At 64.0% G+C, this 23,210-nt stretch carries 18 protein-coding genes; 17 read left to right on the forward strand and 1 reads right to left on the reverse strand.

Annotated features, from left to right (window positions below):
• Positions 1–16: 16 nt before the first annotated feature.
• Entirely contained in the window at positions 17–826 is an 810-nt protein-coding gene (locus tag ACYQ01_RS08175; RefSeq protein ID WP_459933340.1) for a glycosyltransferase family 2 protein, read from the reverse strand.
• Positions 827–970: 144 nt separating this feature from the next.
• On the opposite strand from ACYQ01_RS08175, the gene ACYQ01_RS08180 reads away from it, so the two are divergent.
• The 17 genes from ACYQ01_RS08180 (at position 971) to ACYQ01_RS08260 (ending at position 23,154) form a co-directional block, all read left to right on the forward strand.
• Positions 971–2,581 (forward strand): ArnT family glycosyltransferase, encoded by a 1,611-nt coding sequence (locus ACYQ01_RS08180; RefSeq protein WP_459933341.1) that lies wholly within the window; start codon positions 971–973, stop codon positions 2,579–2,581.
• Entirely contained in the window at positions 2,571–3,026 is a 456-nt protein-coding gene (locus ACYQ01_RS08185; protein WP_459933342.1) for a hypothetical protein, read from the forward strand. The genes ACYQ01_RS08180 and ACYQ01_RS08185 overlap by 11 nt, the downstream gene beginning before the upstream one ends.
• Positions 3,023–3,520: a hypothetical protein gene (locus tag ACYQ01_RS08190; protein ID WP_459933343.1), complete on the forward strand. Its 498-nt coding sequence runs from the start codon at positions 3,023–3,025 to the stop codon at positions 3,518–3,520. Before ACYQ01_RS08185 ends, ACYQ01_RS08190 begins: the two co-directional genes overlap by 4 nt.
• Positions 3,521–3,634: 114 nt before the next feature.
• A complete protein-coding gene (locus tag ACYQ01_RS08195; protein ID WP_459933344.1) occupies positions 3,635–4,918 on the forward strand; it encodes an aminotransferase class I/II-fold pyridoxal phosphate-dependent enzyme in 1,284 nt (427 codons plus the stop codon).
• Positions 4,919–5,071: 153 nt separating this feature from the next.
• On the forward strand, positions 5,072–6,322 hold the full coding sequence (locus ACYQ01_RS08200) for an ABC transporter permease (protein ID WP_459933345.1): 1,251 nt from the start codon (positions 5,072–5,074) through the stop codon (positions 6,320–6,322).
• Positions 6,315–7,004, forward strand: coding sequence for an ABC transporter ATP-binding protein (locus tag ACYQ01_RS08205; protein WP_459933346.1), 690 nt, complete (start codon positions 6,315–6,317; stop codon positions 7,002–7,004). The genes ACYQ01_RS08200 and ACYQ01_RS08205 overlap by 8 nt, the downstream gene beginning before the upstream one ends.
• 20 nt (positions 7,005–7,024) lie before the next feature.
• Complete coding sequence (locus ACYQ01_RS08210) at positions 7,025–8,566, forward strand: TolC family protein (RefSeq protein ID WP_459933347.1); 1,542 nt, start codon at positions 7,025–7,027, stop codon at positions 8,564–8,566.
• Positions 8,567–9,505 (forward strand): HlyD family secretion protein, encoded by a 939-nt coding sequence (locus ACYQ01_RS08215; RefSeq protein ID WP_459933348.1) that lies wholly within the window; start codon positions 8,567–8,569, stop codon positions 9,503–9,505.
• A 4-nt stretch (positions 9,506–9,509) separates the two neighbouring features.
• On the forward strand, positions 9,510–10,640 hold the full coding sequence (locus ACYQ01_RS08220) for a hypothetical protein (RefSeq protein WP_459933349.1): 1,131 nt from the start codon (positions 9,510–9,512) through the stop codon (positions 10,638–10,640).
• A gap of 144 nt (positions 10,641–10,784) precedes the next feature.
• Positions 10,785–12,512, forward strand: coding sequence for a hypothetical protein (locus ACYQ01_RS08225; protein WP_459933350.1), 1,728 nt, complete (start codon positions 10,785–10,787; stop codon positions 12,510–12,512).
• A 78-nt stretch (positions 12,513–12,590) separates the two neighbouring features.
• On the forward strand, positions 12,591–13,553 hold the full coding sequence (locus ACYQ01_RS08230) for a glycosyltransferase family 2 protein (RefSeq protein ID WP_459933351.1): 963 nt from the start codon (positions 12,591–12,593) through the stop codon (positions 13,551–13,553).
• A gap of 3 nt (positions 13,554–13,556) precedes the next feature.
• Entirely contained in the window at positions 13,557–15,431 is a 1,875-nt protein-coding gene (asnB, locus tag ACYQ01_RS08235; RefSeq protein ID WP_459933352.1) for an asparagine synthase (glutamine-hydrolyzing), read from the forward strand.
• Positions 15,431–16,225 carry a class I SAM-dependent methyltransferase gene (locus tag ACYQ01_RS08240; protein ID WP_459933353.1) on the forward strand — a complete coding sequence of 265 codons (795 nt, stop codon included), beginning with the start codon at positions 15,431–15,433 and terminating at the stop codon, positions 16,223–16,225. Before asnB (ACYQ01_RS08235) ends, ACYQ01_RS08240 begins: the two co-directional genes overlap by 1 nt.
• Entirely contained in the window at positions 16,222–17,361 is a 1,140-nt protein-coding gene (locus ACYQ01_RS08245) for a glycosyltransferase family 4 protein (RefSeq protein WP_459933354.1), read from the forward strand. Before ACYQ01_RS08240 ends, ACYQ01_RS08245 begins: the two co-directional genes overlap by 4 nt.
• Before the next feature lie 10 nt (positions 17,362–17,371).
• Positions 17,372–19,258: an asparagine synthase (glutamine-hydrolyzing) gene (asnB, locus tag ACYQ01_RS08250; protein ID WP_459933355.1), complete on the forward strand. Its 1,887-nt coding sequence runs from the start codon at positions 17,372–17,374 to the stop codon at positions 19,256–19,258.
• Positions 19,259–19,561: 303 nt separating this feature from the next.
• A complete protein-coding gene (locus ACYQ01_RS08255; protein WP_459933356.1) occupies positions 19,562–21,943 on the forward strand; it encodes a CHASE domain-containing protein in 2,382 nt (793 codons plus the stop codon).
• Positions 21,940–23,154 carry an HDOD domain-containing protein gene (locus tag ACYQ01_RS08260; RefSeq protein WP_459933357.1) on the forward strand — a complete coding sequence of 405 codons (1,215 nt, stop codon included), beginning with the start codon at positions 21,940–21,942 and terminating at the stop codon, positions 23,152–23,154. The genes ACYQ01_RS08255 and ACYQ01_RS08260 overlap by 4 nt, the downstream gene beginning before the upstream one ends.
• Positions 23,155–23,210 lie beyond the last annotated feature (56 nt).

The raw sequence follows: 23,210 nt of genomic DNA on the forward strand, positions 1-23,210 counted from the left end.
GTCGCTTCGCGCGGTGTCAGCTCGCGCAGCTCACGCTCGACTTGTCAGTATAGTATTCCGGCGAAACGTCCTGCAGTTTGCGGCCCCTGGGGTCGAACAGCGCGGACTTTCCCCAGCCCAACTTCTGCATGCGGAACTGCCACGAGGTGCGCATGCACCCGATTCCGTACACGCAACTGCGCTTGAAGTTGATAGAACTGGCTTCCTTGAAATACTTGGTCGGACAGCTCACTTCTCCGACCTTGAAGCCGAAGTACCAGGCCTGGGCCAGCATCTGGTTGTCGAAGACGAAATCGTCGGAATTCTCCCACAGGGGCAGGGTCTCCAGCACCTTGCGGGTGAAGGCCCGGTAGCCGGTGTGGTATTCCGACATTTTGGCCCCGATCATGAGGTTCTGCGCCAGGGTGAGAAAGCGGTTGGCCACGTATTTGTATCGGGGCATGCCGCCTTGCAGCGCGGTCTTGCCCAGGATGCGCGAGGCCAGCACCACGTCGTATTCGCCGCAGGTGGCCAGATTGGCCATGGCCGGAATGATCTTGGGCGTGTATTGATAATCGGGGTGCACCATGATCACCACGTCGGCCCCGAGCTTCAGGGCTTCGGCGTAGCAGGTCTTCTGGTTGCGTCCGTAGCCCCAGTTGCGTTCGTGCAGAAAACACTTGATGCCGAGTCTGCGGGCGTGTTCGATGGTGTTGTCCCGGCTGGCGTCGTCCACCAGGATCACGTCGTCCACGATATCCAAGGGAACTTCGGCGTAGGTGCGCTCCAAAGTGGCGGCGGCGTTGTAGGCCGGCATGACCACCACCACCTTTTTACCATTCATCATCTGATCTTTCCTCCAGGGAAAATCGCCCAAAACAGGGCGCAACGGCGGATTAATCCTCAAACGCCACGCGGTGTCAACCCTAAATTCTTGCCTGTGACCTTGAGTTCCTGGAAAAATGCAGGTAGAAGGCCGCGCCGACCCAACATGAAGAAAATCGCTGAAACCCCTCTCCGCGCCTGGCGCGACCCGTGGTTCCTGGCCATCCTGGTCCTGGGCGCGTTCCTCATTTTCAAGGGACTTGGCGACCGTCCCCTGTGGCAGGACGAAGCCGAAACGGCCAATCTGGCCGTCAACGTGCTCAAGACCGGACTGCCCCATGTCTTCGACGGCGTGAACATCGTCTCCCAGGAGGAACGCCGCGAGTTCGGCCCGGACATGCTCTGGCGCTGGTCGCCCTGGATGCAGATTTATATGTCTGCCGCCGGGCTGGCCATTGCCAAGACCACCTTTTTCGCCCGTTTTTTCTTCGCCCTTTCCGGGCTGCTGTGCATCGCGGGCACCTACCTGCTCATTCTGCGCCGCTTCGGGGACCGGGCCTGGGCCCTCGTCTCGGCCGCCCTGCTCACCGCCTATGTCCCCTTTTTGCTCTTCGCCCGTCAGGGGCGCTACTATTCCGCCGGCGGGCTGCTTCTGCTCGTGGTGCTCTGGGGCTTCCTGGGCGACTGGCAGAAAAGAAACGGCCCCATGCTGGCCATCGCCCTGGGGCTCGGAGCGTTGTTTCACGCCAACTACCTCTTGTTCATAAGCCTTGTCCCGCCCTTTCTGTTCGCCTCCCTGGCGCTCTATCCCGAATCCAGGAATTTCAAACGGGTCGCCGTCATCACCGGAATCACCTCCGCCATGGTGATCCCCGGCATGATCCTCTACCGCTTCGGGCGTCAAAGCGCCATGTTCGACATCATGCTGGTGCCCGAAAACCTCATGCTCTATTTCGCGGACTGGGTGATGTTCATGATGCCCCTGCCGGTTCTGGCCGGACTGGCCTGGCGCTGGCGGCGCACCCTGGCGGGCGGACCGGCACCCACCGATCCCAGGGAGCGATTCAGTCTGTTTCTCGTCCTCATGATGATCGGCGGATTTCTCCTGCTGGCCCTGGTTCCCCAGCGCTTCCACCGCTACATCGTGCATTTCTACCCGGCCTGCGCCATCGTCATGGCCTGGGTGGGCTTGGCCCTGTGGCGTTTCTTCAAGCCGGCCGGGGTGCTTTTTCTCCTGCTGGTGGGACTGACCAACTGGCTCCACATCATTCCCATGGAACGGTTGGGCATAGTCAACCGTCCCTGGCAGAACGACTTTCGCATGCTCACATCGGTCAACATTCCGCTCAAGCTCCACGTGACCGAAATCCTGTGCGGCTATCCCGACGTCAACCGGGCGCTTATCGAGTTCTTCAACAAAAACGCCAAGCCGGGGCAAACCCTACTGGCCGAATACGGCGACATGCCCCTCCAGTTCTACACCAACCTGCGCGTGATCGGCGGCCTGCAAGGCCCTGTGAATCCGGACGAAAAACCGGACTGGGTGAGCCTGCGCCGCGACGTGCGCGTCAACCGCGACGGCCTGCTCTTCGGAGCGCGCGATTTCGTGGTCAAAAACCTGGATCTGGAACGGGACTACGAACGCGTCCCCGTGGACACCCCGGACGAAACCTTCGGCAACCGGGCCGACCCGTATTTTCACGCGTTTCTTTCCCCCGGCGCGCCCCAGTCCCCGTTAGTGCTGTACAAGCGCAAGGAGCCCGGCCATGCACGCTAGGCTTCTCCTGGCCGTCAAGCTCGGCCTTCTGGCCTGCCTGGCCCTCACGCTCTGGAAGGGCGCGACCAAACTCCCCGAAGTGGCCTCGGTGGCGGACCCGGCGAAGTTCTTCCGCGACATGGAAAACAACGCCGAAAATAGCGCCATCATGAAGGAACGCCATTTCGACATGAACCACGAAACCCTGAAGGCCCTGGAACAGCGCCAGGCCCAAGTCGGTGTGCCCCTGCCCCCGGACAGCTTGGCCACCGCCCAAAACATAAGCCGGGCCATCGGCAAGGCCAAGGCCAAGGACGTGCGCAACGCGGACTACGTGGCGCTGGCCCGCGAGGCCCTGGACCGGGCCAAACGCATGCGCGACCAGGGTTGGCGCATGGGCGTGCTGCGCTGTCCGGCCGCCCCGGGAACGCCCGACTGCCCGGCGCGGGCGGAGATCGACCGGTGAGGCCCCTTCGCTTGGTGAAGATCGCGTTCACGGCGGCGCTGTGCCTGGCCGTGGTCGGGGCTTTGACGTTCGCGGCGTTCAACGCCTGGTTCTATCCCCCCCACGGCATCGAGAACCTGCGCAAGGACCAGGACTTCACCGCCTGGGAACGGGCCGCCAAGGATTTCTGCTCCTCGTCCGGCCTGACCTACCAGGGCGTGGACCTCTACAAGTTCCGCAAGGTCGACACCGGTCCCGAAGCCTACGCCTGGGGCACGGCAAAGTGTTTGACCCCTGACGGGCACGAACGCCTGGCCTGGATCTATTTGTACTGGTCCACCAAGCGCCACCTTTGGATGCGAAACACCCTGACCGTACTGGCCGACGACGACGACGAGGTCTACTACTCGCCCACCGCTCCCAGACAGTTCGATCGGGCAAGGATAGCGCTTTCGAAAATCATGGCCGAAAACGCCAGACGGGTACGCGAGTATCGCCAAGCTGGCTCAAGGTGATATGGGCTTGCAGGGACTACGCATTTGCGCTAGCTTGCGACGCCTAGCCAAATGCGTTTTTTACCGTCCCTTCGACGCCGCAAGGCAAATTCAACGTTAAGGAACACACTGCCGATGAAATTGCACGATCGCTGCCAAAAGTTTGTCGGTCTTGCCCGCAACGTGAAAGTCGCCGGCATCTACCCCTATTTCCGCCCCATTGATAAATCCTGGGGCACCGAAGTCGAAGTGGACGGCAAACGACTGGTGATGATCGGCTCCAACGACTACCTTGGTCTGGCCCACGATCCCCGAGTCAAGGAAGCCGCCTGCCAGGCCATCGCCCTCATGGGCACCGGCCCGGGCGGATCGCGGTTTCTGTCCGGCAACATGGTGCTGCACAAGACCCTGGAAGAACGCCTGGCGGCTTTCGTAGGCAAAAAACGTGCCGTCCTGCACGTGACCGGTTTTTCCACCAACCTGGGGGCCTTGGGCTGTCTGCTCACGCCGGCGGACTTCGTGCTCTGCGACCGGGAATGCCACGCCTCGATCTTCGAAGGCGTTCGTTCCACCAAACGCCTGGGAACCTTCGCCCACAACAACCCCGCCTCGGCCGAGCGACGCATCGCCGCCGAACAGGGCAAAAAAGACTTCAAGGGCGAAACCCTGCTCATCACCGAAGGCATCTTCTCCATGTCCGGCGACGTGGCCTGCATCGCCGAGCTGGCGAGCCTCAAGAACAAGCACCCCGAGCTGCTCATCTATTTCGACGAAGCCCACAGCCTGGGCGTGCTCGGCGAAAACGGACGCGGCGCGGCCAACCACTTCGGCGTGACCGACAAGATGGATTTCATCATGGGCACGTTTTCCAAGGCCTTCGCCTCCATCGGCGGCTTCATCGCCTCGGACGACACGGACGTGCTCGAATACGTGCAACACCAGTCGCGCACCCAGATTTTTTCGGCCGCCTTGCCCGCGGCCAACACCACCGCGGCGCTCACCTGCCTGGACATCCTGGAAAAGGAGCCCGAACGCGTGGAGCGGCTGCGCGCCATCACCGCCCGCATGCGCCGGGGATATCGCGAGATCGGCCTGGCCACGGACGACTGTCCCTCGCCCATCATCCCCATCACCATCGGGTCCGACGAGATGGCTTTCATGTTTTCGAAAGAACTGTTCGAGCGCGGCATCTTCGCCCTGCCGGCCATCTATCCGGCCGTGCCGCGCGGACATGCGCTCATCCGTACGGCCTACATGTCCACGCACCAGGATCGTCAACTCGACTTCGTTCTGGAAACCCTGGACGACATGGCCCGCAAGTACCGCATCCGCCTGCAAGATCGGGAAGAAGAGCCCGCTTCCGGGGAAATTCCCGCCGGGCAGGTAACCGGAGGCAAGCCCAGACGATCCTACCTGTGACGCCCCAGGGCTCTTGCAACTATGCTCCTGTACGACATTTTTCGGTCAGGCTCCGGCCAGTCCGCAACCGCCAACCCTATCCGGCGACCTTTCAAGCCTGGGGCATGCGTTTTCCGGCCGGACCGACCTCCGGCGGAGAGTGAAGATTAATTTATGGCCAAACTATCCTATTCCGGCCTGAACGGGACCAAATTCTCTTCCGAAGCCCGCGAATCCCGGCTGCTGCGTTACGCGGACCTCGTGCGTATCAGCATTCGCGAGGTCATGCGCAAACGTCGACGCTACATTGGCGTCATGGCAGCCATCGCCCTGGGCACGGCCGGCTTCATCACCATCGTGACCATGGGCCGCGATCTCAAAATGAACTTCAACAACGACCTCGACCTCCTGGGCGGGGCCACCATCATCGCCGCCCACTTCGATCCCCCCATGTACGATCGGCAGGAATGGTTCCACGCCAACACCCTGCAGGCCATCCGCGAAATCCCCGGCGTCAAGGACATCACCACCGTGCGCCTCCGAGGCAGCGTGCGCACCACATGGCACGAAAAAGCCTACGATTTCAGCCTGCTCGGCGTAGACGACAACTACTGGAACCTCTTCTCCTTCCATCCCCAGAAGGGGATCCTCTTCGGCAAGAACGAAGTCGACGAGGGACTCAAGGTGGTGGTGCTCGGCGCCGACCTGGCCAAGACCATCTTCGGCAGCGTGGACATCGCCGTGGGCCAGATCATCACCATGGACAACAACCTCTACCGCGTGGTGGGGGTTCTGGGCGGCGTGCGGGCCTCCGACAAGAGCATGTGGGCGCTCATGCCCATCACCACCGCCGCGGCCCGCATCCAGTCCATTTCCGAGGTATCGAGCGTCTATATCCGCTGCGCGACCTGGGACGACGTGGCCCCGGTGGCCGCCGAACTGGCCAAAGTCATTCCGGCCAGCCAGTCCTCCAAGAATCTGCGCATCCAGGTGGCGTGGGAGCCGCTCAAACAGGTGCAGCGCATGTTCTGGTGGGTGAGCCTGTTCATCTACGCCTCCATCGGCGCCACCCTGGTGTTGGGCGGCTTCGGCATCTGGAACATCATGATGGCCGCGGTCACCTCGCGCACGCGCGAGATCGGCCTGAAAAAAGCCATGGGCGCGCAAGACTCGGACATTCTGCTGCAATTTCTTTTCGAGGCGTTGTCGGTCACGTTCACCTCCGCGCTGACCGGGGTGCTCCTCGGGCGCGTCGGCATCGAATACATGAGCCGCATGCTCGGCAGCAGACCTCCCGAAGGGATGTTTCTCTTGTGTCTTGTGGCCGGTCTGCTTTTCGCCGCGGTTCTGGGCGTGGGGGCGGGCCTGTACCCATCCATCCGGGCCAGCCGGATGCAAGTCGTGGACGCCATGCGCTATGAATAAAGACAACGACCTGGTCATCGACATCAACCACTTGACCAAGGACTACAACTCGGGCGACGAGGCCATTCACGTCCTGCGCGATATCAATTTGCAGGTGTACAAAGGGGAAATGGCCGCCATCATGGGACCTTCGGGGTCGGGCAAGTCCACGCTCCTATTCATTCTGGGCATTTTTCAGCCCCCGACCTCGGGCACCTACACCGTGGCCGGCGTGGACGTCCTCTCGCTCAGCCGCGACGACCAGGCCGTGTTTCGCCGCGAGAAAATGGGCTTCGTCTTCCAGAGCTGCGACCTGCTGGAAAACTCCACCGTGTACGAGAACCTGGAGCTGCCGCTTATCTACACCGGGGTCCCCAAACGCGAACGCCCCGAAATGATTCTCGAAGCCCTGCACCGGGTGAACCTTGAACACCGGGTGCATCAGCCTTCCAACCGTCTCTCCGGCGGCGAACGCCAGCGCGTGGCCATCGCGCGCGCCCTGGTGAACGAGCCGGAATTCATTCTGGCCGACGAGCCCACCGGCCAGCTCGACCGCGCCAATTCCGAGCGGGTCATGGACTATTTCGTCAAGATCACCGACGAGGCCAGGGTGGCCATGGTGGTGGTCACGCACGACTCCGGCACCGCGGAACGCTGCTCCCGTCAGCTGCTGCTTTCCGACGGAATGCTCAAGCCCTACTAGCCATCGAGGGATATCCATCCATGCGCACTCCGACTGCTCAAGCAACCATCGGCCCGGCGGCCCGTCTTCTGGGCCTCGTCTGCCTGCTTGCGCTCCTTGCGGCCAGCCCCGCTTGGGCTCAGCAGAAAAGTTCTTCGTCCAAGTCCGCCGGGTCCATGACCACGACGTCCGACCTTCGCGATGGTGAACCCCAGACGGTCATCTTCAATGGCAAGAGCAAAAGCAAGGGCAAGGGGAAAGCCTCGGTTTCCGAAGAAATTCCCGTCACGTCCGAATCCTTGCCCAACCCGACCCAGGTGGGAGCCATATCGGCCGGCAACATCAAGCAGCCGGCCGATTTTCACGAGTGCGTACGCGTGGCCCTGGTGCAGTCCCCGGTATTGACCAAGTCGGCCCTGGAAATCGAATCCCGCCGCCTGGACGTGCAGGACGCCTGGTCCACCTTCATCCCCACCATCAGCCTGAGCACCACCTACTGGTTCAAGCAGCCGCCCAGCACCAGTTCGAGCACCAACAACCGTCCGTTCACCATCAGCTTCTCCACGGGCAGTTGGAACCCCTTTATTTCCGGTTTCGACGTCAAGGCCAAACAGGAAATGGTCAACATCGCGGTTCTGGCCCACCTCAAGGTCATTTCCACGGGCATCCTGCGCCTGGCCACGGACTTTCTCCAGCTCTCCATTCTCAACGAGCAGCGCGAACTGACCCGCAAGAAGCAGAGCCTGAACAAGCAGAACGTCGAATTCTTCAAGACGCGCATGTCGCTGGGCCACGCCACCCAGGTCGAAGTCCAGATCGCCGAGACCAAGTATCAGTTGGCCAAGGCCGAGGAAGACAAAATCCTCTCCGTGCGCAACATGGTCATGGACGACATAAAATTCATTCTGGGTATTCCTTTCGTGTCCAAGCTCGAGTTGGACGTGAAGACCGCCAAGCAGCAAATCCTGGGCAACTTCACACCCGCCGACGTGACCGACGACAAGGTCCGCAACTATTCGTTCGAACTGCGCATGGGCGAATACGAAAAAAGTCTGCAGAAAAAGAACATCGGTCTGTCCTACGTGAAGATGCTGCCCTCGTTCAACTTCACCTTCCAGACCGTGGACGCCCTCAGCAACGACCAGAAGCGCCTGGAAAAAGGCGTTCCCTTCTACCCCGGCGTGAGCTTCACGCTCCCCCTGGACTACTGGACCAAGGGCCGCGAGGTGGCCAGACAGTACAAGAAGCTCGACCAGCTTTCCGCCACCAGCCGCACCAAAGAATATGAACTCATGGCCTTGGTGCAGAAGGGCATGAGCGAATACCTCAGCGCCACGTCGGACGTGAACATGGCCAAGGCCAAGGCGGAGCTCACCCGCCTGAAGGACGAGCAAACCGAATACCGTCACCGCACCGGTCAGACCGACTTCGACACGCTGGTCACGGACCGTTCGGAATACTACGACTACCTCCAGAAGCAGTATATTTTCCAGCTGAACCGCGACACCGCGCTTCTCAACCTCAAACATCTGTGCGGCGACCTGCAGCGTCAGTACATCGACGTGGCCGCCTGGGAGAAATAAGTGAACATCCGTCTCTTCGCTCTCACGCTGGCCGCGATGTTGATCTCGGTTCCCGCCTGGGGACAGGCGCCGCAGCAGGCCAACGCGCCCGAAGCCGCCACGCCGTCGCCCCTGGCCAAGGAAATCATTTTCTCGGGCAAGCTCTACAGTCCCCTCAAGCTTACCGCACGGTTGCCCTACACCTCGCTCGTCACCAACATGCCTTCCACCATCGGGCAGAAGGTCAAGAAAGATCAGGTGCTGCTCACGTACGAGATTCCCCTGGAAACCAGGCTCTCGGAAAAGCGCAACCTCTCCCTGGCCCAGGTCAAGGATCTGGAACATCAGGTGGCCAGCGCCATCAAGGAGATCGACAAGCTCAAGGTGAAACGCAAAGAGCTTGAGGTCATGGAAAAGCAAAACATGGCCACCTCCCAGGCCCTGAAGCAGAACGCCCAGGACATCGAGGTGCAGGAAAAAAGCCGCGCTTCGGCCCAGGAACGGTTGAACCTGGAGCGGGACTTGGCCCAGCAGCGTCTGGAACTGGCCCGGGACCGGTTCGGGGCCAAGGCCAATTTCGGTCACCTGCCCAACGAGGGCATCATCAAGTCGCCCACCGACGGCTACATTCTCTGGATCAATCCCGAATTGCGCAAGGGCGTGAAGCTCCCCCGGGAAACCGAACTCTTTCAGGTGGGCACCCTGGACCCCATCCTCATTCGCGCCCAGGTGCACGAGATCGAGGCCTCGCGCCTGCATCTCGGCGACACGGCCACGGTGGTCTTCGACTCCTTTCCGGGAAAATCCTTCACGGCCACGGTAAGCCGTATCCCCTGGGCTCCCCTGCCCACCTCGTTGCAGTTGCCGTCCTACTATGAAATCGAACTCACCATGCCCAACCCCGACCTCACCCTCAAGGAAGGTCTGAAGGGGCAAGTGACCATCATCCCAAAGCAGTAACATTATGAGCGTTCGCATCGTACCCGTGTCCACCAAGCAGGACATGGATGATTTTCTCGCCCTGCCCTTTCGCATCTACGAAGACGACGGCGCCTGGGTGCCCCCGGTCATGGGACACCTGCGCAAGATGCTCGACCCCAAAAAAGGCCCGTTCTTCGAGATCGGCCAGGCCCAGTATTTCCTGGCCAAGAAAAATGGCGTGGTGGTGGGCCGGATCAGCGCCCACTTGAACTTCGCCTATGAGCGTTATCACGACACCAACACTGGATTTTTCGGTTTTTTCGAATGCATAGACGACCAGGAAACCGCCGACGCCCTGTTTCAGGCCGCGGCCGACTGGGTGAAAGAGCGCGGCAAGACCAAACTGCACGGCCCTCTGTCGTTTGGCATCTACGACGAAGTCGGCCTGCTCGTGCAGGGCTACGGCGAGCGGCCGGTGTTTTTTCACTCCTACAATCCGCCCTATTACGAGGCCCTGGTCGAGAACCACGGCTTCACCAAGGCGTTCAACTGGTACGCCTACGCCTTCAAGCTGCCCGCCCAGCACACCCTGGAACGGTACAAGGAAATGCAGCGCGCCATCCTGGAACCCCACGGGTTGACCATCCAGGAAGGCAATCCCAAGGAGTTCATCACCAGGGCCGCCGAGGTGCGCGATCTTTTCAACCATCTCTGGCACAAGAACTGGGGACATGTGCCCCTGACCGAAAAGCAGTTCGCCGACTTCTTCACCCAACTGCGCCCCATCGTGCGCCCGGACCTCATCAACTTCATCCTTGAAGACGACAAACTGCTGGCTTTCAACATTCTGGTTCCGGACATCAACATCACCTTGCACAAGACCAGGGGCAAACTCGGTCCGCTGCAGATGGCCCGCCTGTTCTGGGACTGCCGCATCGTCAAGCCCAGAGGCATCCGCGCCGTGATCATGGGCGTGAGCAAGGCCCATCAGTGGAAACGGCTTCACCACGCCCTCATCATCCAGAACCACATCACCTTCCTGAGCCACTATCCCAAGATCGAATACGTGGACTGTTCGCTCATTCCCGAGTCGCTCACCAAATGGAACAAGACCTTGCAGATGTTCGGGGCCACGCGCACGCGCACGTTCCGCCTCTATGACAAAACCATCTGAGCGCTCCCGTCCAGCGGGCGCGCTCCTGAAACGCGCGGGCACGAGCGGCTATTTCCCAACAGGCGGGCTTTCCCCCGCCGGGAAAAACGCGTCGGAGCGGCCCGTTGCGGCGCGAACGTCTCATGTGGTCCCAGGACTTGCCGCGTGAGCTCCCGTTTTCCCCCGCTGCCTGACCGAGCGGTTCGTTCTTCCGGTCGCCCGGCCGCGTGCGCGTCACCGACCGGTCCCGGCCTCGCCTCGCTCTATCCCGCCAAAGACACGGCCCTGGCCGTCGGGTTGACCCTGTGCGTCTTCGTCGTGGCCCATTTTTCCGCTCTGGTCAGTCCCCTGGTCATCAACGACGACGTTCGCCAACAACTCTTCTGGATGCAACGGTGGCGCGACCCGGCTCTCTACCCGCCGGACCTGCTCAACATGTACGCCCAGGCGTACGTGCCCTGGGGGGGCAAGGCCCTGTACCGCCTGGGCGCGGTATTTTGCAATCCGGTGCAGTTTTCCAAGGCCGTGGCCGCCGTCCTGTTCGTGGCGCAGGGAATTTTCCTCATGGGGCTGGGCCGATTCCTTGGGGGCCGCACCCTGGCCTGGGGCGCCTTGGCGTCGGTCTGGGTGATGCCGTTTTTCCTGGACAATATCTCCGGCGGCCTCTCCCGAGGGTTCGCCAGCCCCAGCCTGGCCGCCCTGGCCCTGGCCTGGCTGCTGCGAAACGCCCGCCTGGCCTGCCTCGCCCTGGCCGTACAAGCCCTGTTCATCCCCTACATTTTCGCCCCGTGCGCCCTGGCCGTCATGGCCGAGCGCATATACGCGTGGTTCCGTTCCCGCCCGGGTCTTATGCTGAACACCCGTGCCCAGTGGGTGTGCTTCGTGTTTTGCGCCGGAGCGGTGTTAGCCTTCACGGCGCTCTTTTCCCTCAAGGGCTTCGGCCCCCTGGTGCGCCTGGCCGACGCGGCCGCACGGCCCGAGTTCGGTCCCAAGGGACGCCTCGACCTGGCGCCCCTACCCCATCCGTTTCTCGATTTCGTCTATTTTCCCTTTGAAGGCGTGGGGCTGTTCAAGGAATGGGGCCTCGCCGGGGGCATTCTCACCCTGGCCCTCCTGGCCTGGCCCGTGTGGCTGGGCGCCCGGCGCATCGCCTGGACCGAGTACGCCGCAAAAGCCGCTTCCCTGGGCTGGTTGGCCGGGGCTTTTCTGCTTTTTTACGTGGTGGCGCGCATGACGGCTTTCGCCCTCTTCGTGCCCGACCGCTACGTGCAATACCCCATGAACCTCCTGTACGCCCTGCTCTTGTCGGCCTGTTGCGCGGCCACCTGGCGGATACGACCGCGCGGACGCGCGGCGGCCTGCCTGGTCGTGGCCGGCCTGGCCTTGTTCGGGGCGCTGCGTCTGAGAAACGTGGGGCTCTACGACCTGCGGGCGGACGCCCCCCTCTACGCCGGCGTGGAAGCGCAGACCCCCAAAGAGGCCATGGTGGCCGGGCATCCCGGACTCATGGACAACGTGCTCACCTTTTCCAAGCGCAACGCCTTCGCCACGTTCGAACTGGCCCACTGCTGGAGCGTGGGCTACTGGACCGACTATTCCAAGAGGCTCACGGCCTTTTTCGACGCCTACTACGCAAAAGACCCCGAGACCGTACGTCGCTTCGCGGCCGAACAGGGCGTGGACTTTCTCGTGGTGCAACCCGCGCACTTCACGCCCGAATATCTCGCGGGAGAGCCCTTTTTCGAACCCTACGGCCACATGGTGCGGACCATGACCCGGGACCGACGCGACTTCGCGGTCTTCGACCAAGACCTTTTTCCCCGCATTCCGCTGGCCCCGGGGGCCTTTCTCATCGACCTGCGCCCATGGCGCGACCAGGGAAAAGCCCCCTGACCCCCCGCCCGGGCCGCGCTTGAACTCGACAGGCGAGTGGTATAGCGGTACCCTCACCACTCGGGAGCCCAAACACCCATGCTCGAACAGTCGCTTTCCATCATCATTCCCCTCTACAACGAAGAAGACAACGTGGAGCCGCTGCACGCCAGGCTTTCCGACGTGCTCACCACCCTGAACGCCGCCTACGAAATCATCCTCGTCGACGACGGCTCCACCGACAACACCGCCGCCCGCCTGGGCACGCTGGCCGCCAAGGATCCCTTGGTCAAGGTCATCCACCTGCGGCGCAACTTCGGCCAAACCGCGGCCATGATGGCCGGCATCGACGCCGCCCAGGGCGAAATCCTCATCCCCATGGACGGCGACCTGCAAAACGACCCGTCCGACATCCCCAAGCTCCTGGCCAAGCTCGACGAGGGCTACGACTGCGTGTCCGGCTGGCGCAAGGACAGGCAGGACCACCCCCTCAAGCGCAATTTCCCCAGCCGGGTGGCCAATTTTCTCATCTCGGCCATTTCGGGCGTCAAGTTGCACGACTACGGCTGCTCGCTCAAGGTCTATCGGCGCAAGATCATCAAGGACGTCAAGCTCTACGGCGAAATGCACCGTTTCATTCCCATCTACGCCTGCTGGCAGGGGGCGCGGGTGACGGAAGTGGGGGTGACCCATCATCCGCGCATTCACGGAGTGTCCAAGTACGGCATCAACCGCACCATCAAGGTCATTCTCGACCTCATGGTCGTGAAGTTCCTGGACAAGTTCGCCCAGAAGCCCATGTACCTGTTCGGCGGGTTCGGGCTGGCGTCGATCCTGATCTCCCTGCTGCTCTTCGTGTGGATGCTCTACCTCAAGTATTTCGCCGGAACGAGCTTCATCGCCACGCCCCTGCCCATCGCGGTGACGTTGTTCTTTCTCATGGGATTCATGTCCATCTTCATGGGGCTCATCAGCGAAATCCTCATGCGTACCTACCACGAGTCCCAGAACAAACCCACCTACCTTGTGGACAAAACCCGCAACTGCGACTGCAAGGACTAGCCCGTGTGCGGCATATGCGGCTTCGCCGGTCCGGGCGACCGGACGGCGATCGAGGCCATGATGGCCCGCATGGCCTATCGGGGCCCGGACGGCTCGGGCGTCTATGAACATCCGCAGGACGCCCTGCGCCTGGGGCACCTGCGCCTGGCCATCGTGGACCTGTCCGGCGGGGCCCAGCCCATGCGCTCCGCGGACGACGCCCTGGCCGTGACCTTCAACGGCGAGATCTACAATCACCTGGAACTTCGCCGCGAGCTCGAAGGCCTGGGCTGCCGTTTCCAGACCAGCCACTGCGACACCGAAGTGCTCCTGCACGGCTACCGCCAGTGGGGAGCCGACGTAACCTCGCGCCTGAACGGCATGTGGGCTTTCGCCATCCACGACGCCACAAAGCGCCAGGTGTTTCTCTCCCGCGACCGGTTCGGCAAAAAACCCCTCTACTACACCTTGCGCCCCGGCTTTTTCGCCTTCGCCTCGGAACTGGCCGCCCTGCTCGCCCATCCCCAGGTCCCGCGCCGGGTGAGCCCCCTGGCGCTCAAGAAATACTTCGCCTACGGCTTCATTCCCGCGCCGAACTCCCTCTACGCCGGGGTGAACAAACTTCCCGGCGGCCACAACCTGCTGGTGGACCTCACGAACTTTTCCGGCCGCGCGAGCCGTTTCTGGGCCTTTCATGTGGACCCGGAGCCGACCGTCCCCCGAAACCCGGTGGCGACATGGGGCGAAGAAATCCGCGAGACCCTGACCCGCGCGGTCAAGCGGCGACTCATGAGCGACGTGCCCCTGGGCGTGTTTCTCTCGGGCGGAGTGGACTCCTCGGCCGTGACCGCCGTGGCCGCCGGGCTCGCGCCGGGGCTGCGCACGTTCTCCATCGGCTTCGAGGAGGCCAGTTTCGACGAGTCGCGCTTCAGCCTGCGCGTGGCCAAGCTTCTGGGGACAAACCACCGGCAGGACACCCTGAACCTGGACGAAGCCCTGGCCATAGCCCCCCGGATCATGGCCGACCTGGACGAGCCCATGGGCGACAGCTCCATTTTGCCCACCTGGCTTCTCTCGCGCCAGACCCGCCGCCACGTGACCGTTGCCCTGGGCGGCGACGGGGCGGACGAGCTCTTCGCCGGCTACGCCACGTTCCAGGCGCTGGGGATCGCCAAGGCCTTGGCGACCCTGTGTCCCAAACCGGTTCACCGGGCGCTTCGGGCCGTGGCCGCCCGGTTGCCCGTGTCGCATGGGTACATGACCTTCGGATTCAAGGTGGGCCGGCTGCTCATGGGGCTCGATTCCCCCATGCGGCTGTGGAATCCCGCCTGGCTCTCCTGCGTGGAGCCCGCGCGCATGGGCGAGCTCTTCGGCGAACCCTGCGACCCGGAAGAGCTCTACAGCGAGGCCATAGAGGCCTGGGAACAGTGTCCCGGCACCGACCTCACGGACAAGACCCTGGAGTTCTACACCCGCCTCTACCTGCAAGACGGCGTGCTGACCAAGGTGGACCGGGCCAGCATGCAAAACTCCCTGGAAGTGCGCGCGCCGTTTCTGGACGTGGAAATGGCCGAGTTGGCCAGGCGCATTCCGCATCGCTACAAATTCCGCCATGGCCAAGGCAAATGGGTGCTCAAGAAGGCCCTGGAGCCCTGGTTGCCCAGGGACGTGCTCTACCGTGCCAAGCAGGGTTTCGGCGCGCCCGTGGGCCTCTGGCTGGCCCGGGGACGCTTCCCCCTGCCTCCGGAGGCCGACCTGGTTCCCTGGCTGCGCCGCGATTTCATGACCAGGAGCCTGGCCGAACATGTGGACGGCAAGGCCGACAACCGCCTCTTTCTCTGGAATCTCTGGGTGCTCGACCAACACCTGTCCCGGCAACGACAAACCAAGGCGGCGTGATGCTCGGCGACATCGAATACGTGGTCCTGCGTCTGGCGCGGCGTTTTTTCTTCAACGCCCAGACCCTGGACGCCCTGGGCTGGCTCGTGCCCTACTGGCGGGAGAACCAGGCCAGGCAGGACCCCGGCCCCATTCTCGACGCCTATCAGGAAATGGCTGAACAGGCCCGCGCGACGCTTGCCACCGTGCGCGTGGCCGAACTGGGCTGCGGGGCCACGGATTCCACGGGGTACGAGTGGCTGGGCCGGCTGGGCGGGGAGTGGACCGGAGTGGAGCCCTTTGCCGGTCGCAACGCCGCGCTGTGCGACACCCTGCGCCGTCAGGCCCAGGCCCGACACCCGGGCGCGGACCTGACCCGCGTGCGCCGCGCGCGCGACCTGAAGGAACTCGCGGACGCCTCGGTGGACGTCATCGTCTCCAACTCGGTGCTCGAACACGTGGCCGATCCGGACGCGCTCTTCGCCCAGTGCCGTCGCGTGCTCGTTCCGGGTGGCGTCATGCTGCACCAGGTGGACTACCGGGATCACTTCTTCAAATATCCCTTTCACTTCCTCAAATTTTCCCGTCGCACCTGGGAGGCCTGGCTCAACCCCGGCGACCTGCCGCGCCTGCGCCTGGACGACCATCTGTCCGCCCTGGACCGGGCCGGTTTCACGGCCTGGACGCTCTCGTCCGTGGCCGACCCCCTGGGACTGGCCGAAGTGCTGCCCCACCTGTCGCGCGATTTCCGGGACAAGGACCTGGAAGCCCTGGCCGTGACCCAGGCCCGGATCGCCGCGAGGCCGCGCCCGTGAGCCGCATCCTGCTCATCAACTACGAATATCCGCCCCTGGGCGGAGGCGCGGGCAACGCCACGGCCCACATCGCCCGGCACATGGCCGAGGCCGGAGCCGAGGTCCTGGTGGTGACCTCCACCTTCAAGGACCTGCCCCGCGAGGAAAGCGTGGACGGCTACCGGGTGCGACGCATTCCCTCGCTCCGGGCCCGAGCCGAAAAAAGCAACCCCCTGGAGATGGCCGCCTTCATGCTGAGCGCCTGCCTGGCCGCGCCGGGACTCATGCGCCGCTTTCGGCCCCACGCGGCGGTGGCGTTTTTTTCCGTGCCCTGCGGCCCGTCCGCCCTGGCCCTTCGCCTACTGTGCGGCACGCCCTACGTGGTCAGCCTGCGCGGCGGCGACGTGCCCGGCTTTCAACCCTACGACTTGGCCACGTTCCACAAGCTCACCGGATGGCTGATCCGACTGGTGTGGCGCAGGGCCTCGGCCGTGGTGGCCAACAGCCAGGGCTTGGCCGACCTGGCCCGCAAGACCGCCGCGAGCCTGGACGTGCCGGTCATCCCCAACGGGGCCGACACCGATCTGTTCCGCCCGCGCACCGGCCCCCGGCGCCAAGGACCGGTCCGTCTGGGCTTTTCCGGGCGGGTGGTGCGACAAAAAGGGCTCGATGTCGCCTTGCGCGCCCTGGCCCTGCTGCCCGCGACACCGGCCTGGGAACTCCATGTGGCGGGCGACGGCCCGGCCCGCCCGGAACTGGAAGCCACGGCCCGCGCCTTGGGCCTGGCCGAGCGGATCAAGTTCCTGGGATGGAAATCGCGCACCGAACTGGCCGAGATCCTGCGCGACATGGACGCCTTCGTCTTCGCCTCGCGCGACGAGGGCATGCCCAACGCCGTGCTCGAAGCCATGGCCTCGGGCCTGCCCGTGGCCGCCACCCGCATCGCGGGCAACGAAGAGCTGGTGCTGGACGCCGTGACCGGATTTCTCACCCCCCCGGAATCGCCCGGCGACCTGGCCTTGGCCCTGGGAACGCTGATCGGATCGGAAAACGTCCGCCAGACCATGGGCGCGGCGGCCAGGGCCAGGGTGGAGGCCCACTACAGTTGGCGCGAGACGGCCAAAAGCTACCTGGCCCTGTGCCAGGGGCTCAAGTAGGACACGCGTCATGTGCGGCATCGTCGGATATCTGGCTTCCAAGGACCGGGCGGCGGACCGGGAAATCCTGGCCGCCATGGCCGGGAGCATCGCCTACCGGGGACCGGACGGTCAGGGCATCCACACCGACGGACGCCTGGGACTGGGCCACCGCCGCCTGGCCATCATCGACCTGGCCACGGGCGACCAGCCCATGCAAAGCGTGGACGGTTCCCTGTGGATCGTGTTCAACGGCGAAATCTACAATTTTCAGTCCCTGCGGACCGAGCTGGAAACAACGGGACACCGTTTCGCCACCCGCTCCGACACCGAGGTGATCCTGGCCGCCTACCGCCAGTGGGGCCCGGCCTGCCTGGAGCGGCTGCGCGGCATGTTCGCCCTGGCCCTGTGGGATCAACGGGAAAAGCGCCTGTTTCTGGCTCGCGACCGCATGGGCAAGAAGCCCCTGTACTACGCCCGGGTGGACGGGGCTTTTGTCTTCGCCTCGGAAATCGCGGCCCTGCTGGCCTATCCCGGCCTCTCGCGCGAGATCGACTGCGAAGCCGTGGGACTGTATCTCGGGCTGCAATACGTGCCCGATCCCCTGAGTGCCTTCAAGGCCATCCGCAAGCTGCCGCCCGGCCACTGCCTGGCCCTGGACGAACACGGACAGGAGCGCGTCGAACGCTACCACACCCCCGCCTTCGAACCCAAGTGGACGGCCGACGAAGAGCACCTGTGCGAGCAGTTGCGCACCACCCTTTCCGAGGCCGTGCGCCTGCGCCTCATCGCGGACGTCCCTCTGGGCGCGCACCTTTCGGGCGGAGTGGATTCGTCCATCGTCACCGCGCTCATGGCCGAGCATGCCGACGCCGCCGTAAAGACCTTCTCCATAGGATTTCGCGAGCAGGGATTCTCCGAGCTGCCCAAGGCCCGCCTGGTGGCCGAACGCTACGGGTGCGAACACCACGAGTTCATCGTGGACTTCGGCCACGTGCCGGACGCCCTGACCCGGGTGGCCGCGCACTGCGGCGAACCTTTCGCCGACCCGTCGGCGCTGCCCAGCCTCTTCCTGGCCCGGATGACCCGGGGGCACGTCACCGTGGCCCTGAACGGCGACGGCGGAGACGAGCTGTTCGCCGGCTACCAGCGCTACTGGCTCGATCCCCTGGCGGCGCCCTATGCCGCCTTGCCCCGTTTCGTCACCCAAGAGCTGGTTCCGGCCCTGGCCGGGCTTTTGCCGCGCGGAGCCGACAGGCCCATCGAAACCGACTGGGCCGAGGGGTTCAGACGCCTGGCCCAGGTCGCGGCCATCAGCGACAAGGCCAGCATCCTGCGTTGGGGCTCGTACTTCGCGCCCTGGCAGGCGCGGGAACTCTGGCGCGAGGACGTCCGCCCCCAGGCCGACGCCGAGAGATGGCTGGCCAACGCCTTCGACCAGGCCCGGGCGAAAACCTTTCTCGACCGCACCCTGGCCTGCGACCAGGCCTGCTACCTGCCCGGCGACCTGCTGGTGAAGGCCGACCGCATGGCCATGGCCCACTCCCTGGAAGGACGCTCCCCCCTGCTGGACCAGGACCTGGCCGCCTTCGCCGCCCGACTGCCCGCGCGCATGAAACTGCGCGGACGCCGGGGCAAATACCTTCTGCGCAAGGCCTTTGCCCACCTGCTGCCGCCCGAGGTGCTCGCCCAGGGCAAGCAGGGCTTCGGCGTGCCGGTGAGCACATGGCTGCGCGAGGACCTGCACGCCTGGTGCCGGGAACGCCTGCTCCACGGCGAGGCGACCCGCCGCCTGTTTCGGGCCCAGCCCATCGTCCGACTGCTGGACGAACACCGCGCCGGCAAAGCCGACCACGGCAAACGCCTCTGGGCTCTGCTCTCGCTCGAGGAGTGGCTGCGCACGGTGGTCCGGCCCTAAAACGGCGCGACCTGCCACGCGCCGCTCCCATCACGCCCCCGCGAAACCCGCCGCGCCGACGCCGTCGGCCGTACAGCGCCTTCCGGGGCGTCCCTCGTGCTTCCTCCCGGAGCGTCCCCATACTGCCGACTCCGGGCCCTCCCCGCGCTTTTGTTTCCGGCCGTCCCCCGAGGCCGCACGCCGGACGCACAAGACGACGTCCCGACGCATGAGGAGATTTCTTTACTTCGCCCCACACTTTGCCCTAACGTCTCCAAAGGACATCCCTCCTCCTGGGCTCCGTCAGCCTTCGAAGGCAACAACATGGTAGAATCGCCGCCCACCCGGCCGGAATGCGCCCATAACGCTCCCGCCCACCGCCCCCTGGCCATTTACGTGGCCTGGGCCACGGCCATCTTTTTCCTGTGCATGCTGCCGAGCGTGGTGCTGTTCCTCAATGTCCGGGCGGCCTCCTTCAAGCAGATGCGCGAACACTTCGAAGCCGACGCCTCGCTTTCGGCCACCCTGATCGAAGGAGCGCTGTTCCTCCACCTGGTGGACGTGAGCGCCCTGGGCAGATTTCTCGACATCACCCAGCCGCCGCGGCTGGAGACGTTCGCCAAATTCATCCAGCCGGTGCTCTCCGAGCACGGCGGAGCCCAGGCCTACGAATGGATTCCCCTTGTCCCCGCGGACAAGCGCCGCGAGTTCGAGGATACGGCCGGCGCCCTCTGGCGTCGTCCCATTCCCATCACCCAGCGCCTGGCCGACGGGTCCCTGGCCCCATCCGACCCCAAGCCCGTGTATTATCCCGTGCTGCTGATCGAGCCCTACGACTCCAACTCCCCGGCCCTGGGCTTTGACCTGGGCAGCAGCCCTTCGCGCCTGCAAGCGCTGGAAGCCGCGCGCGATTCGGGTTTTCCCATGGCCTCGGCCCGCGTGAAGCTCGTGCAGGACGTGGGCTCCCACTACGGCTTTCTGCTCTTCTATCCGGTCTACGCCTCCGCAAAGCCGCTGCTGACGGTCGAACAACGCCGCGAGGCCCTGCTCGGTTTCGCCCTCGGCGTCTTCCGCTACTCCGACATGCTGCAAAACGCCTTGTCCGCCCTGCGCAACCGCAAGATGGGCCTGGAGCTGCGCGACCTTTCCGCGCCCGAAGGCGAACAGTTGCTCTACAGCGACTTCGGCGTCCAGTGGGGCCTCTCCGGCGAATCCGGGTCACGCCTCCCGGAGAATCTCTTCAAGCAGGACCTGACCTTCGCCGGACGCAAGTGGCAGATCTGGGTCATGGCCAGACAAGCCTACGTGGACGCCAACAAGCCCTGGTCGTACTGGCTCATCCTGCCGGCCGGAGGCGTCATCAGCCTTATGGTGTCAGTGTTTCTCACGGCGCTCATCCTGAACAAGGCCCGCCTGGAACGACGCACCGCCGCATTGGCCGAGGTCAACGAATGCCTGGAAACGGAGGCCAACGAACGCAAGCAGGCCCTGCGTAGCGTGGACCAGGTGCTCACCGCCGTGTCCGCCATCCTCATCGGCGTGGACAACGCCGGCAAGGTGACCAAATGGAACGCCTCGGCCGAACAGGCCCTGGCCATGCCCGCCTCGTGCGCCATGGGGCGCATGTTCGCCCTGCTCTCCCTGCCCTGGGACAAGAACCGCGTGCGCGAGGCCATGGCCACCTGCCTGGAGGAACAACGGGCGGTCAAGGTGAGCAACCTGGCCCTCAACCACAAGGGCGCCAAGGAGGCCTACCTGCTGCTCACGGTCAATCCCATCATGGGCGACCGGGGCGAGTTCGAAGGTTTTCTGCTGCTCGGTGACGACATCACCGAGCTCAAGCATCTGGAAACGCAGCTCATCCACTCCCAGAAGCTCGAATCCATCGGCCAACTGGCCGCTGGAATCGCCCATGAGATCAACACGCCCATCCAGTACGTTTCCGACTCGACCCAGTTTCTCAAGGAAGCCTTCACCGACGTGGGCAAGGTGTTGGTCCTGGACGAAAAGCTCTCGAGCCCCGACCTGGCGCAGGCGGACGTGACGGCCACGGCCCAGGCCATCCGGGAGGAGCTGGAGAGCATCGACTACGAATTTCTCAAGATCGAGGTGCCCAAGTCCTTCGTCAGGGTGCAGGACGGCATCGAACGGGTGAGCACCATCGTGGCGGCCATGAAGCGCTTTTCCCATCCCGGCGGGGAGGACATGCAGCTCCACGACCTGAACAAGGCCCTGGAAAACACCCTGGTGGTTTCGCGCAACGAGTGGAAATACGTGGCCGATGTCGTCAAGAAGCTCGACCCGGAACTGCCGCTGGTGTCCTGCGTTCCGGGGGACATCAATCAGGTGCTGCTCAACATCGTGGTCAACGCGGCCCATGCCATAGGCGACGTGGTCAAGGGCACCGCCAACCGGGGAACCATCACCGTGAGCACCCGCCACGAACCCGGGTGGACCGAAGTGAGCGTGTCCGACACCGGCACGGGCATTCCGGCGGCCAACCGGGAAAAGGTGTTCGACCCCTTCTTCACCACCAAGGAGGTGGGCAAAGGCACGGGACAGGGACTGGCCATCGCCTACGACATCGTGGTGAAAAAGCACGGGGGACAAATCACCTTCGACTCCGAGGAAGGCCGGGGGACCACGTTTCACATCCGCCTGCCCGACCGCGCGGAAGGCTCCGAAGACCATCAGGGCGCGCCATGACCCAGAAGCCGAAAATACTCTTCGTCGACGACGAGCCCTTCATTCTGGACGGGCTGCGCCTGATGCTGCGCGACAAGCGCCCCGAATGGGATATGGCGTTCGTCCAGGGATCGGAAGAGGCCTTGAAGCTTCTGGACCGCTTCACCATCGACGTGGTGGTCACCGACCTGCGCATGCCCGGCCTCGACGGCGCCGGACTTCTGGCCGTGGTGCGCGACCGGCACCCGGGCACGGCGCGCATCGTGCTCTCGGGCTATTCGGACCAGGAGACGTCCCTGCGCACCGTGAAACTGGCCCACCAGTACCTTTCCAAACCCATTCCGCCCGAGACCCTCAAACAGGCCATCGCCAAGGCCCTGGGGCTTCGCCACATCCTGGGCGACCCCAACCTCAAGCACCTGATCCTGGGCATCGATTCGCTGCCCTCGCTGCCGCCGATCTACACCAGGCTCACCATGGCCCTGGAGGACGACAACGCCCCCCTTTCCGAGATCGGCGACATCATCAGCCAGGACGTGGGCATGTCCGCCAACATCCTGCGCCTGGTGAACTCGGCCTTTTTCGGACTGCCCGCCCACGTGTCCAGCATCCACCACGCGGTCAACCTGCTCGGCACGGACACCATCCGGTCGCTGGTGCTTTCCCTGCATCTGTTCTCGGCCTTTGACCAGAAGAAGCTGCCCGGGTTTTCCCTGGGCGCCGTCTGGGAGCACAGCACCCGGGTGTCGGGCTTCGCCAAAACCGTGGCCGAGGTGGAAGGCATGGACCGCATCCTGCGCGACGACTGCTTCATCGCCGGCATGCTCCACGACGTGGGCAAGCTCATCCTGGCCCAATCCATGCCCAAGGAATACGCCACGGTCCTGGAACTGGCCGACACGGAACACCTGCCCATGCATCTGGCCGAATACCGGCTGCTGGGATCGAGCCACGCCGAAATCGGCGCGTATCTCATCAACACCTGGGGATTTCCCGACTCCATCGTGGAGACCCTGTGCTGGCACCACACGCCCGAGCGCGTGGACTGCGCCGCCTGCACCCCGCTCATGGCCGTGGCCGTGGCCAACGCCTACGACCACTGCCTGTCGCTGCCCCAGGGCGTGACCCCCGTGGGCGCGCCGGAAGTGCCCTGCATCGCCAAGGAAGAGTACATGGTCCACCTGAGCAAGTGGCAGAACATGTGCAAGGAAACATTCGAAAAAACCAAGTGAAGGGCCCGCGCGTCCCGTCCGGGGGCTCGCCCCGGGCCCAGACGACGATTCGGCGC

The organism is Fundidesulfovibrio butyratiphilus, assembly GCF_054657235.1.

Coding starts and splice junctions, on each gene's coding strand:
- ACYQ01_RS08175 (WP_459933340.1), bottom strand. CDS start 826: ATGATGAATGGTAAAAAGGTGGTGGTGGTCATGCCGGCCTACAACGCC.
- ACYQ01_RS08180 (WP_459933341.1), top strand. CDS start 971: ATGAAGAAAATCGCTGAAACCCCTCTCCGCGCCTGGCGCGACCCGTGG.
- ACYQ01_RS08185 (WP_459933342.1), top strand. CDS start 2,571: ATGCACGCTAGGCTTCTCCTGGCCGTCAAGCTCGGCCTTCTGGCCTGC.
- ACYQ01_RS08195 (WP_459933344.1), top strand. CDS start 3,635: ATGAAATTGCACGATCGCTGCCAAAAGTTTGTCGGTCTTGCCCGCAAC.
- ACYQ01_RS08200 (WP_459933345.1), top strand. CDS start 5,072: ATGGCCAAACTATCCTATTCCGGCCTGAACGGGACCAAATTCTCTTCC.
- ACYQ01_RS08205 (WP_459933346.1), top strand. CDS start 6,315: ATGAATAAAGACAACGACCTGGTCATCGACATCAACCACTTGACCAAG.
- ACYQ01_RS08210 (WP_459933347.1), top strand. CDS start 7,025: ATGCGCACTCCGACTGCTCAAGCAACCATCGGCCCGGCGGCCCGTCTT.
- ACYQ01_RS08220 (WP_459933349.1), top strand. CDS start 9,510: ATGAGCGTTCGCATCGTACCCGTGTCCACCAAGCAGGACATGGATGAT.
- ACYQ01_RS08230 (WP_459933351.1), top strand. CDS start 12,591: ATGCTCGAACAGTCGCTTTCCATCATCATTCCCCTCTACAACGAAGAA.
- ACYQ01_RS08240 (WP_459933353.1), top strand. CDS start 15,431: ATGCTCGGCGACATCGAATACGTGGTCCTGCGTCTGGCGCGGCGTTTT.
- asnB (WP_459933355.1), top strand. CDS start 17,372: ATGTGCGGCATCGTCGGATATCTGGCTTCCAAGGACCGGGCGGCGGAC.
- ACYQ01_RS08255 (WP_459933356.1), top strand. CDS start 19,562: ATGGTAGAATCGCCGCCCACCCGGCCGGAATGCGCCCATAACGCTCCC.
- ACYQ01_RS08260 (WP_459933357.1), top strand. CDS start 21,940: ATGACCCAGAAGCCGAAAATACTCTTCGTCGACGACGAGCCCTTCATT.